The organism is Pseudomonas kairouanensis (assembly GCF_004682055.1).
GTDB classification, from domain to species: Bacteria; Pseudomonadota; Gammaproteobacteria; order Pseudomonadales; family Pseudomonadaceae; genus Aquipseudomonas; species Aquipseudomonas kairouanensis.
On sequence record NZ_QUZU01000010.1, the window covers coordinates 158,717 to 172,919 of the forward strand.

Annotated in this window: 12 protein-coding genes and 1 pseudogene; 6 read left to right on the forward strand and 7 right to left on the reverse strand. The window is 59.8% G+C overall.

Annotated features, from left to right (window positions below):
* The first annotated feature begins 120 nt into the window (after positions 1 to 120).
* Together DYL59_RS11125 and DYL59_RS11130 are read left to right on the forward strand one after the other, a co-directional pair.
* Positions 121 to 891 (forward strand): ParA family protein, encoded by a 771-nt coding sequence (locus DYL59_RS11125; protein WP_028615448.1) that lies wholly within the window; start codon positions 121 to 123, stop codon positions 889 to 891.
* 405 nt (positions 892 to 1,296) lie between these two features.
* On the forward strand, positions 1,297 to 1,506 hold the full coding sequence (locus DYL59_RS11130; protein WP_135289226.1) for a DUF6124 family protein: 210 nt from the start codon (positions 1,297 to 1,299) through the stop codon (positions 1,504 to 1,506).
* 55 nt (positions 1,507 to 1,561) lie between these two features.
* Here the strand turns inward: DYL59_RS11130 and trxC are convergent, their stop codons facing one another.
* The gene (gene trxC, locus DYL59_RS11135; protein WP_135289227.1) at positions 1,562 to 1,996 is read right to left on the reverse strand and encodes a thioredoxin TrxC; all 435 of its coding nucleotides are present in this window, start codon (positions 1,994 to 1,996) and stop codon (positions 1,562 to 1,564) included.
* A gap of 235 nt (positions 1,997 to 2,231) precedes the next feature.
* Between trxC and DYL59_RS11140 the strand changes: the two genes are divergently transcribed.
* Together DYL59_RS11140 and DYL59_RS11145 are read left to right on the forward strand one after the other, a co-directional pair.
* Positions 2,232 to 2,519 carry a type II toxin-antitoxin system HigB family toxin gene (locus tag DYL59_RS11140; protein WP_135289228.1) on the forward strand — a complete coding sequence of 96 codons (288 nt, stop codon included), beginning with the start codon at positions 2,232 to 2,234 and terminating at the stop codon, positions 2,517 to 2,519.
* A 5-nt stretch (positions 2,520 to 2,524) separates the two neighbouring features.
* On the forward strand, positions 2,525 to 2,926 hold the full coding sequence (locus tag DYL59_RS11145) for a helix-turn-helix domain-containing protein (RefSeq protein WP_135289229.1): 402 nt from the start codon (positions 2,525 to 2,527) through the stop codon (positions 2,924 to 2,926).
* 30 nt (positions 2,927 to 2,956) lie between these two features.
* On the opposite strand, the gene selO is transcribed toward DYL59_RS11145, so the two are convergent.
* The 5 genes and pseudogenes from selO to DYL59_RS32035 form a co-directional block, all read right to left on the reverse strand.
* A complete protein-coding gene (selO, locus tag DYL59_RS11150; protein ID WP_135289230.1) occupies positions 2,957 to 4,420 on the reverse strand; it encodes a protein adenylyltransferase SelO in 1,464 nt (487 codons plus the stop codon).
* Between the two features lie 48 nt (positions 4,421 to 4,468).
* The gene (gene mscK, locus DYL59_RS11155; protein ID WP_135289231.1) at positions 4,469 to 7,807 is read right to left on the reverse strand and encodes a mechanosensitive channel MscK; all 3,339 of its coding nucleotides are present in this window, start codon (positions 7,805 to 7,807) and stop codon (positions 4,469 to 4,471) included.
* A gap of 49 nt (positions 7,808 to 7,856) precedes the next feature.
* Positions 7,857 to 9,599 (reverse strand): potassium/proton antiporter, encoded by a 1,743-nt coding sequence (locus DYL59_RS11160; RefSeq protein ID WP_135289232.1) that lies wholly within the window; start codon positions 9,597 to 9,599, stop codon positions 7,857 to 7,859.
* A 233-nt stretch (positions 9,600 to 9,832) separates the two neighbouring features.
* Positions 9,833 to 10,705 carry a methyl-accepting chemotaxis protein gene (locus DYL59_RS32030; protein WP_420359280.1) on the reverse strand — a complete coding sequence of 291 codons (873 nt, stop codon included), beginning with the start codon at positions 10,703 to 10,705 and terminating at the stop codon, positions 9,833 to 9,835.
* A gap of 30 nt (positions 10,706 to 10,735) precedes the next feature.
* Positions 10,736 to 11,458: pseudogene (locus tag DYL59_RS32035) on the reverse strand (MCP four helix bundle domain-containing protein); the annotation flags it as partial.
* A gap of 277 nt (positions 11,459 to 11,735) precedes the next feature.
* On the opposite strand from DYL59_RS32035, the gene DYL59_RS11170 reads away from it, so the two are divergent.
* Both DYL59_RS11170 and DYL59_RS11175 read left to right on the forward strand, forming a co-directional pair.
* Positions 11,736 to 11,966: a hypothetical protein gene (locus DYL59_RS11170; protein ID WP_135289234.1), complete on the forward strand. Its 231-nt coding sequence runs from the start codon at positions 11,736 to 11,738 to the stop codon at positions 11,964 to 11,966.
* Entirely contained in the window at positions 11,963 to 12,259 is a 297-nt protein-coding gene (locus DYL59_RS11175; protein ID WP_135289235.1) for a cell division protein ZapA, read from the forward strand. Before DYL59_RS11170 ends, DYL59_RS11175 begins: the two co-directional genes overlap by 4 nt.
* A 382-nt stretch (positions 12,260 to 12,641) precedes the next feature.
* On the opposite strand, the gene DYL59_RS11180 is transcribed toward DYL59_RS11175, so the two are convergent.
* Positions 12,642 to 14,203, reverse strand: a 1,562-nt coding sequence (locus tag DYL59_RS11180; RefSeq protein ID WP_135289236.1) for an acyl-CoA dehydrogenase family protein, incomplete at its 5' end; no start/stop codon positions are given.

The following is a 14,203-nucleotide window of genomic DNA, read 5'->3' on the forward strand; positions in this document are numbered from 1 at the left end:
GGCGTACGACAGCCAAAGCGCCGACGGCTTGTGATGCAGCAATGCATGGATGAACGAGGTAGCTAACAGGCGCTTTTGCCCTCTACACTCGGACATTCATTGATACACGGAGGTTTTTCCATGCGGCGTGTGGTGTTCAATCAGAAAGGCGGCGTGGGCAAGTCCAGCATCGCCTGCAACCTGGCGGCGGTCAGCGCCAGCGAAGGCTATCGAACCCTGTTGGTGGACCTCGATGCACAAGCCAACTCAACCCAGTACCTCACGGGGTTGACCGGCGACGATATCCCCATGGGGATTGCAGACTTTTTCAAGCAAACCCTGTCTTCCGGGCCGTTTTCCAAGAAGAACAAGGTGGATATCTACGAAACACCGTTCGACAACCTGCATGTCATCACCGCCACGCCGGAACTGGCAGACCTGCAACCCAAGCTTGAGGCCAAGCACAAGATCAACAAGTTGCGAAAGCTGTTGGATGATTTGAGCGAGGATTACGACCGGATCTACTTGGATACCCCGCCAGCGTTGAATTTTTACGCGGTTTCGGCGTTGATTGCCGCTGATCGCGTATTGATCCCCTTCGATTGCGACAGTTTCTCGCGCCAAGCGCTGTACGGCCTGCTGGCTGAAATTGAAGAATTGAAGGAAGACCACAACGAAGGCCTGGAAGTGGAAGGCATCGTGGTCAACCAGTTCCAGGCCCGGGCGAGCCTGCCGCAACAGATGCTCGACGAGTTGATTGCCGAGGGTTTGCCGGTATTGCCGGTGTACCTGGCCAGTTCGGTGCGCATGCGCGAGTCGCACCAGGAGAGCAAGCCGCTGATCCACCTGGACCCACGGCATAAGTTGACGCAGCAGTTTGTGGAATTGCATAACCTGCTGGAAAACGCATAGCCCAAGGTACAACTCAAATCCAATGTGGGAGCGGGCAAGCCCGCTCCCACATTTTTTATTGCGTTCCGGCAGGGGGATATGGATTTGTCCCACAGAGGCTGTAGGACGGGTCTGGCAATAGGGGTTGAGCCTTGTATCGTTGCCTACAGCTGCGCCAGAATCCGCCGGCTTGTGCGTCTGGAGGGGTGTCTCTTAAGGTTCTCGGGCCGCTGAATTCTCAGTGGTCGGGTTTAGTAGCCCAATCAGACGACAGCATGTGCAAGGCTCCAAAATCTTATGGTAGCTGTGCGCAGGGCACCTTCGGGTGCGCCGGTTTTGCTTTCGTTCCCGGTCTACTAACCTGCGTACAGCTGCCGCCCTCGTTTAGTAGCGAATAGGTGGCGGTCCTATCAGAGAACGAAAAGCATGCTATTCACCGTTACCCCCAACCTCCCCACCGAAACCCTCGTGCTCAACAGCTACGAAACCTTCTCCTCTGTGCGCACCTTATTGCTCAACCTGTCCAACGACCTCAGCGGCGAACAGCGTGACGTGGCGCTGGCGATCCATCAATTAAGCGAACTGGGCGTCATGCTGGTCGGCCAAATGATGGACCGCGAAGCCCCGCTGGCCTGAGGTTAAACGCGGTCAAAAAATGTGGGAGCGGGTAGGTGTTGTTCTCAGGGGTGGGTTACACGCCCTGGCTGCGTAACCAGGCCATCAACTGCGGCAATGGAAACGCCCCACTCTGGCGCGCCACTTCGCGGCCATTCTTGAACAGGATCAAGCTGGGGATCGAGCGAATCCCCAACTGCGCCGACAACTGCTGATTGGCCTCGCTGTCCAGCTTGGCCAACCGGCACTTGCCTTCCAACTGCCCAGCCGCTTGCTCAAACACCGGCGCGAACGATTTACACGGCCCGCACCACTCGGCCCACACGTCCACCAGCAACGGCAAGTCGCCCTTGATCTGGCTGGCGTAGTCGCCTTGTTTCAGCTCAAAAGGCTTGCCCAACAAAACCGGCTGCTTGCAGCGCCCGCATTTGGGCGCATCGCCCAGGCGTTCACCGGGGATGCGGTTGAGGCCGTTGCAGTGTGGGCAGGGAATGACGACAGGTTCGGACATGGCGGGCTCCAACAAAACAGACCAGAAAGGTCTTATTTGGAGTCGTTTTCGAGCGTTATCAAGTTCAAGTTGGCGTTGCATATACTCACAGATTTTTCGGTGGCGATCGCGCCTGTCTATCTAGGCTGTAAAGGCGTGGTCGACAAAGCACCATTGGTCCGTTCGAGGCTATAGCAAATTGCGATAGTCAGCGTTCGGGTTTAACCTTCATAGCAAGATGCGATAGGGACGTTGCATGCGATTAATCAGTGCGAAGCAAATCCGAAATGCCAAGGAAAAATGGCCATATTCAGCCAGTGCATTAGATGAGTGGTATCGGAAGGTCAAAGTCATCAGCCCTGAAGATTTTGCCGCGTTGAGATCGGTTTTTCCCGCAGTGGATAAGGTGGGCGCGTTGCACGTCTTCAATGTCGGTGGCAACAAGTTGCGGCTCATTGCGGTTGTGCGTTATCGAATGCAACGCCTCTATATCCGGCATGTGCTGGACCATCGGGAATATGACAAGGGTAAATGGAAGGAGTGAGTGCAGTGACAGCATTGATCGAGCAAGTAGCTGAGCATTGGCAATTTGTGGCGCCTCTGCTGCGCAAGCCTAAAACGGAGGCTGACTACGATGTTCTGGTGGCAGCGCTGGATGAACTGTTGGACATCGTTGGCGAGGACGAAGCTCATCCGCTGATGGGGCTGGTCGATATCATCGGTGATTGGGTTGAGGCCTATGACTTAGAGCATTGGCCAATGCCCGAGGCGAGCGGTGTCGACGTATTACGGTCAATGATGCAGGAGCATGGTTTGACACAAAGTGATTTGCCTGGAGTCGGCGCTCAATCGGTTGTCTCGGAAATACTGAGTGGAAAACGCCAGCTCAACGTTCGGCAGATTCGTTGGCTGGCGGAGTTCTTCAAGGTGCCGGTGGACATGTTCATCTGACTGCGGTCAAGGCGCTGGGTGAGCGTCGTCTTAGGACGAACAACTAATCTCCAAATGCTTGCCCCAATCCGGCGGCCGCTGCGCGTATTGCTCCATCCCCGATTGCTCCTCAAACGGCTTGGAAAGCACCTCATGCAGTCGCCGCACTTCGCTGTAATCGCCGGATTCTGCAGCGCTGATCGCATTCTGCGCCAGGTAGTTGCGCAGGATGTACAGCGGGTTCACCGCATGCATGCGCTCCCGACGTTGTTCCTGGCTGTAATCACCGTCTCGTTCAACGCGGGCCTTGTACAGCTCAGCCCAGGCATCAAACCCGGCCATGTCGACAAAGTCATCCCGCAGCCGCGCTACCGCCAACGCTGCCGATTCATCCCCCAAGCGGCGGAAGAACAGGGTGTAATCCACGCCGCTGTTCTGCATCAGCTTCAATAACCGCTCCACCAGCTGTTGGTCATCGTCTTCGGCGGTGGTCAGCCCCAACCGACGGCGCATCAAGTCCAGGTAGTTGGCCTGATACAACGGCAGGTACAGGCCCAGCGCTTCTTTTAACGCATCTACGCTGATAAACGGCGTCAACGCCTGCGCCAATGCGCTCAGGTTCCACTGCCCGATCGGCACCTGGTTGCTGAAGGAATAACGCCCTTCATGGTCCGAATGGTTGCAGATGAAATGCGCGTCGAAGTCATCCAGGAACGCAAACGGCCCGAAGTCAAAGGTGATGCCCAAAATCGACATGTTGTCGGTGTTCATCACCCCATGGCAGAACCCATAGGCCTGCCACTTGGCGATCAGCTCGGCGTTGCGTTCAACGATTTCGCGGAACATCGCCAGGTAGGGCTCGGGCTGTTCCCGGCATTCCGGGTAGTGAAGGTTCAGTATGTGCTCGGCCAACAGCGCCTGCTGCTCAGGCTTCTTGGTGTAGTAGAAGTATTCGAAATGCCCGAAGCGGATATGGCTGGGGGCCATGCGCAAGACCATGGCGCCACGTTCCTGCTTCTCACGCCACACCGGAGTGTCGGAACCGATCACGCACAGCGCGCGGCTGCTGGGGATGCCCAGTGCGTGCAGCGCTTCAGAGGCCAGAAATTCACGAATCGAAGAGCGCAACACGGCGCGACCATCGCCCATGCGTGAGTAAGGCGTCATCCCGGCGCCCTTGAGGTGCAAGTCCCAGTGCTCGCCGGCCGCGTTGTACACCTCGCCCAGCAACAACCCACGGCCATCCCCCAACTGCGGGGTGTAGCCGCCAAACTGGTGCCCGGAATAGACCATCGCCCGTGGCTCGGCCTCGGCCCACAGTTTGTGCCCGCCAAACAGCTCGGCAAACACCGGCGTCTCGGCCACCGCCGGGTCGAGGTCGAGCAGTGCCATGGCGGCATTGCTGGCCACCACCAGACGCGGTGCGTCGAGGGGTTCGGGCAGTACGTGGGTTGAGAACGCGTCGCCCAAGCGTGCGAAGCGGTTGTCGAAGGTCAGTTCGTCGAGGGCTTTCACCGGCCATCTCCAGCAGAATGTCCGAGCATTCTGCTGGGGATAGCGCGGTTAGTCGAGTTTGCTCGGTGGCGGCTCTTGCACGCCGCCGTCGTTGGCGGGCTTGGCGGGGGAGTCGACTTCCACCAGTTTGTATTCCTGGCCGTGCATGTTCTTGAGGTACACCTCCATCTGCCGGAACGAGATGTTGATGTGCTGCTTCTTGAATTCACGGTTGATGTAGCGGTTGACCTCGTCGAGCACTGGGTTGCGGTCACCCAGGTCGCGTACGTGCATGCGCAGTTCGTGGTCCAGGGTGCTTTCGCCGAAGTTGAGGAAGTACACATGGGGCTCGGGCTCCTTGAGCACCCTTGGGTTTTCTCGCGCGGCCTTGAGCAACAGTTCCTTCACCAGGTCCAGGTCGGAGCCGTAGTCCACGCCAAGTTTGAGCGTGACGCGGGTGATGGTGTCGGTCAGCGACCAGTTGATCAGTTGCCCGGTGATAAACGTTTTGTTCGGGACAATGATGTCCTTGCGGTCAAAGTCGGTGATGGTGGTGGCGCGGATGCGGATCTTGCTCACCGTGCCCGACAGGTTGCCGATGGTGATGGTGTCGCCGATGCGCACCGGACGTTCGAACAGGATCATGATGCCGGAGATGAAGTTGGCGAATATCTCCTGCATCCCGAAGCCAATACCCAGCGACAACGCCGCCACCAGCCACTGCAACTTGTCCCAGCTGACCCCCAGGGTCGAAAGCGTCGAGACAATCCCGAACCCGGCAATCACGTAAGACAGCAAGGTCGTGATGGCATAGGCGCTGCCCTGGGCCAGCTCCAGCTTGGACAGCACCAACACCTCCAGCAAACCCGGCAGGTTGCGCGCCAGGGCAAAGGTGATGCCGACGATGATCAGCGCCCCCAGCAAGTCGCCGATGCTGATGGGCACCATGCTGATATTGGCGCCGGTGCCGCTGGTGTATTCGTAGAGGGTGACGTTGTCGAGGTAGGAAAATACCGAGATCAGGTCCGACCACACCCAGTACAGCGCTGCGATAAAGCCGCCGAGCAAGGCCAGGCGGATCAGGCGCATGGATTGCTCGTTGACCTGTTCGATGTCCAAAGTCGGTTCCTCGATCACCGTCTCGCCTTCACCGGCCTCCTTGGCCGCCTGGCGTTTGGCCAGGGCCCGCGAATAAGCCAGGCGCCGTGCGGCTACCCCTAGGCCGCGCACGAAGGTGGCTTCGATCACCAGCCAGAACATCAGCAGGTACAGGGTGTTGATCAGCCGGTCGCTGAGCTTGAGCGCGGTGTAGTAATAGCCAAAGCACACGGCGATAAACAGTGCGATGGGCAGAGCGGTAAACACCAGGCCCACGAATTTGCGGAACAGCGAGGCTTTTTCATGGGTGGGGCTGTTGAGCAGCAATCGGCCCAGCAGCCAAGCCATCAGCGCGTAGCACAGCAACACCACACCGATGCCCAGCACGTCATCGGCCAGCGCCGCCGGTTGGTGCTCGGCGATCGCCACCACGGCCACCAGGGCCAGTACCACCAGGCCGAGCTTGCGCACCCAGCCTTGCAGGAATTCGACCTGGGGTTTTTCCCAGCGAAAGTGCAGTTCCGCCACGCCGCCGGGCGCCAGGATGCGATAGGCGGTGTAGAACACCATCCACGCCTGGGCGATTTGCAGCAGCGCCGCCCCCAGGTTGGCGTTTTGCCCGCGGGCGTCGATCTGCAGCGCGTAGCCGCACAGCGCCAGGCCCAGGGCCACAGGCATTGCCAGCAGGATGTTGATCAGGATGGCCTGGGGTGTGTGCCACTGGCTGTCGCGCTTGAAGTGGCCGATGTCCTGGTGAACCTTGTTCAGGCGCTGATACAGGTGCTTGCGCCGCCACAACAGCGCACCGATCAACAGCAGCAAAGGCAGGAACAGCAGTGGGCGCTGGGTCAGGCCGTCATACAGTTCGCTGACGCTGGAGGCCCAGGGCAGGGTAGTGATCTGCTTGCTCAGGTGCGCCGGCACGGTTTCCAGCCACTCGGTGTCCAGTGGTTTGTTGCTGGGGATCCAGAACATCTGCTCATCCAACGTTGCGCGCAACGTGGTGGCGGTGCTCAGCAGTTGTTTCTGGTTCAGTTGCAGGGTGATGGATTCATTGAGCAGCGCGCTCAACTCACGGCTCAGGCGCTCAAGCAGGTCGCTGCGGGTGATCGCCAGTTCCAGCAGGGTGCGGCGCAGTTGCGGGGTGACGTCTTGCGGCGACTGGTTGGCCAGCAGGTTATCTACATAGGTGCTGGGTGAGCTGATCAACTCGCGTTGCTGGTTGACCTCGAACTGGTACAGGCGAATGTTGGCGATATCGTCCGCCAGGTCGCGGTCCACCGTCAGGCGCGGCAGGGCCTGCTTCTGTTTGTAGAGGATCTTGGACAGCAACAGGCTGCCCTTGAGCACGTTGATCTGTTCGTCCAGGGCGGCATCGCTCTGGGTTACGGTGTCCAGTTGCTGCTTGGTCTGCAGGTTTTTCTGGGTCAGGTCGTTGAGGCGGTCGGTGCTTTTGAGCAGGTAGTCGGAGAGCTTCAGGTTGGCTGCGCTCTCGGTGGCCAGGATGCTGCTGCCGCCAGCCTTCTGCGCTTCGATGGACTGTTGCGTCACCGTTTGTTGGGACTGGGCCAGGCGCTTCTGGTTGATCAGGGTTTGCAGGTCCTGAATCTCTTGTTCAAGGCGCGCGGTTTTTTCCAGCACCAGGTCGTGCTGGCTGTTGCCCAGGTCTTGCAGTTGGCTGTTGCCGGCCAGTTCCTGGCGGCGCAGGGGGATCAGCGCGTTGAGGGCGGCCAGTTCGGCGTTCAGTTGGTTGCGCTGGTCGCCGCTGAGGGCCTTGCCGTTGTCTTTGCCGGCCTTGAGGATCGAATTGATCTGCAGGATGCGCGACTGGCTGCTGCTGATTTCGGTCTGGGCGCGCTCGGGGCGGGTCTGGGCGGCGATGCTCAGGCTGTTGGCGTCGGCCAGTTCCTTTTGCAGGTCGCCTTGCTGGGTGGTGCGCTGAACAAGCAGTTGTTCAAGCTGCGGGACCGGCAGGGTGGCATAGCGTTGAGCCACTGGGATGATCTTGGTGGCCTTGAGTCGGGTCAGTTCGCGCTGGTTGTCGGCGGTCTGGCGCGGGGCGTCTTCCAGCTGGCGCTTGAGGTCCACCAGGCGTTGCTCGTAATCCTGCTTGTTGCCCAGGTACGTGAGGGTCTGCTGCAGGATGGTCTGCAAGGCCTTCATGTCGGCATCGGGCAGCTTGCGGTCGGGCAGCTTGTCCAGGGTTTGCTGGATGGCGTCGGCGCTGGGCGGGTCGGCGGCGTGAACGGTGCCGACACAAAGGGTCAGGCCCAGCAGGGCAGTGGCGAGAAACGTGCGCAGGGTTGGCATAGAGACCGGTCTTGCAAGGTGAAGAATCGGGGCGTCGTCGCCCCGCAGTTTAGAGGAAGAGTCCGGGGCCCGGGCGACTTCCTTCGGGGAATCTGACGCCCACTTTGCCAATCTTGTTCCCGTCCATGACCGCGACGGTCCAGATGGTGTTGTTCCACTCCACCTGGTCGCCGACGATAGGTGCGCCGCCGACCTTTTGGGTGATGAAGCTGCTCAGTGGCATGTCCGGGTCGATGCCTTCGAGCTTGAGGCCGTACAGGGCCGACACCGCGCCCAGCTGGGCGTCGCCTTCCAGTACGAAGTCGCCGAAAAAGCGCAGGTCCAGGCCGCGTTGCGGTGCCTGGCTGAACAGTTTGCCCAGGGCCGGCAGGTTGTGTTCGTGGCCGATCACGCAGAGCAGATCGTCCACTTCCAGCACCGTACTACCCGACGGATGGAGCAGTTGCTGGCCACGAAACAGTGCGGCAATGCGCGTGCCCTCGGGCATTTTCAGCTCGCGCAGGGCGGCGCCGATGCACCATTTTTCCGCGCCGAGGCGGTAGACGAACAGCTCCCACTCGCTGGTGACGTGCACTTCCAGGGCTGCGCGGGAGATCGGCGCCGGGTCCGGCGGTACGGTCACCTTGAGCAGCTTGGCCACCCACGGCAGGCTGGTGCCCTGCACCAGCAGCGAGACCAGCACGATAAAGAACGCCAGGTTGAAGTACAGCTGCGCATGGGGCAGGCCGGCCATCAGCGGGAACACCGCGAGGATGATCGGTACCGCGCCGCGCAGGCCAACCCAAGCGATAAAGGCTTTTTCGCGACCGTGGAACGCTTTGAACGGCAGCAGCCCGACCACCACCGACAGCGGCCGCGCAAACAGGATCATCCACAGCGCCAGGCCCAGGGCTGGCAAGGCAATCGGCAGCAAATCATGGGGCGTGACCAACAGGCCCAGCACCAGGAACATGCCGATCTGCGCCAGCCAGGCCATGCCGTCGAGCATATGCAAAATGCCATGACGGCTGCGCACCGGGCGGTTGCCGATCACCAGGCCGCACAGGTACACGGCGAGGAAGCCGCTGCCGTGCAGGGCGTTGGTCACGGCGAACACGAACAGGCCGCCGGCGATCACCAGGATGGGGTACAGGCCGGTGGCCAGGTTGATACGGTTGACCATCTGCAGCATCAACCAACCACCACCCAGGCCGACCACGCCGCCGATGCCGAACTCGCGCACCAGGTGGGTCAGCAGGCTCCAGTGCAGGCCGGTCTGGCCGCTGGCGAGCATGTCGATCAGGGTGACGGTGAGGAACACCGCCATCGGGTCGTTGCTGCCGGATTCGATTTCCAGGCTGGCAGTGACCCGTTCGTTCAGGCCCTTGCCGCCCAGCAGCGAGAACACCGCTGCGGCGTCGGTGGAGCCGACAATCGCGCCAATCAGCAAACCTTGGATGATATTGAGGTCAAACAGCCAGGCCGCCGCCATGCCGGTGAGGCCGGTGGTAATCAACACCCCCACCGTGGCCAGCGACAACGCCGGCCACAGTGCCACGCGGAAACTCGCCACCCGTGTGCGCAAGCCGCCGTCCAGCAGGATCACCGCCAGTGCGAGGTTGCCCACCAGGTAGGCGGTCGGGTAGTTATCGAAGATGATGCCGCCGCCATCGACGCCGGCAACCATGCCCACGGCCAGGATGATCACCAGGATCGGGATGCCAAGGCGGGACGAAAGGGAACTCACCAGAATGCTCGCACTCACCAGCAACGCGCCGATCAAGAACAGGCTGTTGATGGTCGTCGCATTCAAAGGCAGTACTCCATGAGCAAACAAGACGGGGCGCAAACTGACCATGCAGTCTGCGTGCCAGCGATTCTAACCTGTTGAATTGCTGTGCTGTCAAAAAGCTTTTGCAGGTTGGCATAGATCTAATGTGGGAGCGGGCTTGCTCGCGAAAGCGGTATGAAGCCAATACACTTGGCGACTGATACACCGCATTCGCGAGCAAGCCCGCTCCCACATTTTTGACCGAGGTGTGTCAGTTAGAGGCGGAAACGGCCGACCATCCCATTCAAATCCACCGCCAAGCGCGACAGCTCATTGCTTGCCACACTGGTCTGGCTGGCACCCGTCGCCGATTGCACCGACAGATCCCGAATGTTCACCAGGTTGCGGTCCACTTCCCGCGCCACTTGCGCCTGCTCTTCCGCTGCGCTGGCGATCACCAGGTTGCGTTCGTTGATTTCCACAATCGCGGTGTTGATGGTGTCCAGCGACAATCCTGCACCTTTGGCGATGTTCAACGTCGATTCCGCCCGCTCGGTGCTGTTGCGCATCGAATCCACTGCATGCTCGGTGCCTGCCTGGATGCTGCCGATCATCCGCTCGATCTCGCTGGTGGACTGCTGGGTACGGTGGGCCAGGGCCCGCACCTCGTCGGCCACCACGGCAAAGCCACGGCCGGCCTCACCGGCACGCGCGGCTTCAATGGCCGCGTTGAGGGCCAGCAGGTTGGTCTGGTCAGCCAGGCCGCGAATCACATCCAGCACCTTGCCGATGTCACGGGACTCAGTGGCCAGGTCGCCAATCAAGGTGGCAGTGGCCTGCACGTCACCGCTCATGCGTTCGATGGCGCTGACGGTTTCCTGTACCAAATCGCGGCCGTCACCGGCAGAGGTGGTGGCGTTGCGCGAGGCTTCGGACGTGCTCACGGCATTGCGCGCCACTTCTTCCACGGCGCTGGTCATCTCGTTGACGGCGGTGGCGGCTTGTTCGATTTCGTTGTTTTGCTGGGTCAGGCCCCGAGCGCTTTCGTCGGTGACGGCATTCAGCTCTTCGGCGGCCGAGGCCAACTGAGTGGCGGAGCCGGCGATGCGTTGCAGGGTATCGCGCAGCTTGTCCTGCATCTTGGCCATGGCGGCCAGCAGGCGCCCGGCTTCATCGTTGCCATCAACCTTGATCGGACGCGTCAGGTTGCCTTCGGCGACTTCCTCGGCGGCTTCCAGGGCCTGGGAAATCGGCACAGTGATGCTGCGGGTCAGCAACCAGGCGAACAGCACCGTCAGTGCGGTGGCGACTATCAGCAGGCCCACCACCAGCTTGAAGGCCAGGTCATATTGGTCCTTGGCCTCTTGGTTGGTCACCAGGGCCATTTTGTTGTTGATGTCCAGCAGGCGTGCCAGCACCGCATTGACCTGCTCGGAATTGCTCAGCAGTTCGGTATTGACCAGCGCACGCAAGGCTTCCACCTGGTTGGCCTGGGACAGGCTCTTCATGCGCGCTTCAATCTGGCGGTACTGGCCGAGCAGGCTGACGTATTCGTCGTAGGCAGCGCGCTCTTCGCGGCTGTCGATCAGCTTCTCGTAGATGGCCTGGGCGGCACGGATCTGCTGGTCGCGCAGTTCGAAGGTTTCCAGGGTCTTTTGCTGTACGTCCGGTTCGCGGTTGGTCAGCAGGCGGTACGACAACACGCGCAGGCGCAGGGTCAGCTGGGTGAACTCGTCCAGGGCACGGATGCTGGGCACGCTGGACAGGGTGATGTCTTCGGCGGCGCCACGGATCTTGCTCATCTGGTTCAGGGCGAACACACCGAGAAACAACATGAGCGCGCCGATAAACGCGAAGCCAAGAAAGGCGCGCGGCGCGATATTCATATTACGAAGGGACATGCGGGAAACCTTGGGAGAAGCGCGATCCGTGCGGTCAGGAGACGGGGTGTGCCTCTCTATCGGTCGTACGACTAAAGTCTAAAGGGGCCTGTGCGTTTTTGTCGCATCTGACGAGGGGTTTAACGGATTCAGGAACCAGATCGGGGAATTGCAGTCACTAAGGCTCGAAAGTGCGGCTCGGCCCTTAAAAAACGGGCTGCGCGCCGGGGATAACCCTGGCATCCGAGGTGAATTTTCTTTATCGTCACCGCCCTTTGAAAAAGCCCGAGAAATCAAAATGTTAGAAGCATCCCTCAGCCAATTGGAACAACTGGTCAGCGACCTGGTACAGCAGAATCAAGACCTATTGGGCAGCAATGAATCCCTCAAGGTCGAACTGGCTCGCGCCAAGGATGAGAACGACAGCCTGCAACTGAACCTCATGGAACAGGAAGAAAAGAACGGCGCCACCGCTGCTCGCATTCAAGCGTTGGTTGAGCGTGTGAGCGCAGGTCCTGTCGGCGCATGAATGAAGGGATAAAGGTCGTTTCGATTCTCGGAGAGGATTACTCGATCAAGGCGCCAGCCGGGGAAGACAAGACCCTGATGCACGCCGTGACCATGCTCAAGGCCTCCCTGGCCACCACCAAGAAAAAGTACCCGACGCTGATTGGGGACAAGCTACTGGTGCTGGCGGCGCTGAACCTGTGCGCCGAGCAGATCGAAATGCAGCAGGCGCACCAAGAGGAACTCGACCGTTACCAAGAGCAAGTCAGCGCCACGGTCGAGGTGATTTCCAAGGTGATGGGGCAGGGGGATTGATACCTCACGACGCGGGCATGCTACTCGTATACAACATGAAGTTCGTATTGGTTGTTGCTTTTATAGACCAGGTCTTTTCTGACCACGGTGCTCGTCTGGCCTAGTACATGCAATTGATCGCCTTTGTTCAAATGAAGGACGCCTTCGTCAAGCGTCACATCAGTACGTGGCTGGCCGTTCTTGTTGACTAGTAGGATTTTCGCTGCGGTTTTCATGTCGAAGCCTTTTGGGTAGGGAGAGTTTGCAAGTCTGGAAGCGGTTGAATTGATCGCTTTCCAAGCTTTGAACACTACCCACACAAAAGGCCTTCCATAACTGTGAAAAGTCACAGTTATGTAGCGCGTTACATCATTGTGATTGCTTCGTTTATAACCAAACTCGATTAGAACCACTCATCCTGCATCCCCAGGCACGTATCATCGCGTGCCTCCAGAATCGCAAGTTCATGATGGCAGCTCGGTACTTCCCAGGTCAGGAAGTAGCGGGCGGCCTGGAGCTTGCCCTTATAGAAGGCCACATCGGCCGCTGCCCCTTTGGCCAGCCCTTCTTCGGCGCGAATCGCCTGTTCCAGCCAGCGCCAGCCAATCACCGTATGCCCGAATACCTTCAGGTACAGCGCCGAGTTCGCCAGGCTGCTGTTGACCTTGCCTTGGGCCAGATCCGTCAGCAGGCCAATGGTGACGGTTTGCAGACGGTTGACCAGCTGTTCCAGCGGTTCCCTCAGCGCGGTAAGGCTCGGGTATGGCTGCGCGCGGGCGCCGGTTTCGGCGATGAGTCTGATGAGTTGCTTCAAGCCTGCGCCGCCATTCTGCGCCAGTTTGCGCCCGAGCAAATCCAGGGACTGGATGCCGTGGGTGCCTTCATGGATCGGGTTGAGGCGGTTGTCGCGGTAGTACTGCTCCACCGGGTATTCGCGGGTATAGCCATGGCCGCCGAGGATCTGGATGGCCAATTCGTTCGCCTTGAGGCAAAACTCCGAGGGCCAGGATTTGACGATGGGGGTGAGCAGGTCCAGCAGTTCGTGGGCTTGCTTGCGCTGGGCTTCGTCTTCCAGGGTGGTGGTGTCGTCGAACAAGCGTGCGGCGTACAGGCCGAGGTCAAAGGCACCTTCGACGTAGGATTTCTGCGTGAGCAGCATGCGCTTGATGTCGGCGTGCTGGATGATCGAGACCGGTGCAGTTGTGGGATCTTTGCTATCGGGCAGGCGGCCTTGAGGGCGTTCGCGGGCGTACTCCAGCGAATACAGATAACCGGTGTAACCCAGCATCACCGCGCCCATGCCCACACCGATGCGCGCTTCGTTCATCATCTGGAACATGCAACTCAGGCCTTGGTGCGGTTTGCCGACCAGATAGCCCACACAGTTGCCGTTATCGCCGAAGTTCAAGGCTGTGGACGTGGTGCCGCGCCAGCCCATCTTGTGGAACAGCCCGGCCAGCAACACGTCGTTGCGCTCGCCCAGGCTGCCATCGTCGTTGACCAGGAACTTGGGCACGATAAACAGCGAGATGCCCTTCACGCCAGCGGGGGCGTCCGGCAGCTTGGCCAGCACCATGTGCACGATGTTTTCCGACAGTGGGTGGTCGCCGCCAGAGATGAAGATCTTGTTGCCCTTGAGTCGATAGGTGCCGTCAGCCGCAGGCTCTGCCCGTGTACGAATATCCGACAGTGATGAACCCGCGTGGGGTTCGGTCAGGGCCATGGTGCCGAAGAAGCGGCCGTCGATCATCGGTTGCAGGAAGCGTTGTTTCTGCTCCTCGGTGCCAAAGCTTTCGATGAGGTTGGCAGCGCCCATGGTCAAGAACGGATAGGACGTAGATGCGGCGTTGGCCGACTGGAAGTGCGCAAAACAGGCCTGGGACAACAGTGTAGGCAACTGCATGCCACCGGCCTCGAAACTGCGCGCGGCGTTGAGAAAGCCCGCTTCAAGGAACGCATCCACAG

Bases quoted from the DNA above. Each gene is read 5' to 3' on its own strand.
- trxC (WP_135289227.1), bottom strand. From the start codon at position 1,996: ATGTCCGAACCTGTCGTCATTCCCTGCCCACACTGCAACGGCCTCAAC.
- DYL59_RS11175 (WP_135289235.1), top strand. From the start codon at position 11,963: ATGAATGAAGGGATAAAGGTCGTTTCGATTCTCGGAGAGGATTACTCG.
- DYL59_RS32030 (WP_420359280.1), bottom strand. From the start codon at position 10,705: ATGGCCAAGATGCAGGACAAGCTGCGCGATACCCTGCAACGCATCGCC.
- DYL59_RS11170 (WP_135289234.1), top strand. From the start codon at position 11,736: ATGTTAGAAGCATCCCTCAGCCAATTGGAACAACTGGTCAGCGACCTG.
- DYL59_RS11130 (WP_135289226.1), top strand. From the start codon at position 1,297: ATGCTATTCACCGTTACCCCCAACCTCCCCACCGAAACCCTCGTGCTC.
- DYL59_RS11140 (WP_135289228.1), top strand. From the start codon at position 2,232: ATGCGATTAATCAGTGCGAAGCAAATCCGAAATGCCAAGGAAAAATGG.
- DYL59_RS11125 (WP_028615448.1), top strand. From the start codon at position 121: ATGCGGCGTGTGGTGTTCAATCAGAAAGGCGGCGTGGGCAAGTCCAGC.
- mscK (WP_135289231.1), bottom strand. From the start codon at position 7,807: ATGCCAACCCTGCGCACGTTTCTCGCCACTGCCCTGCTGGGCCTGACC.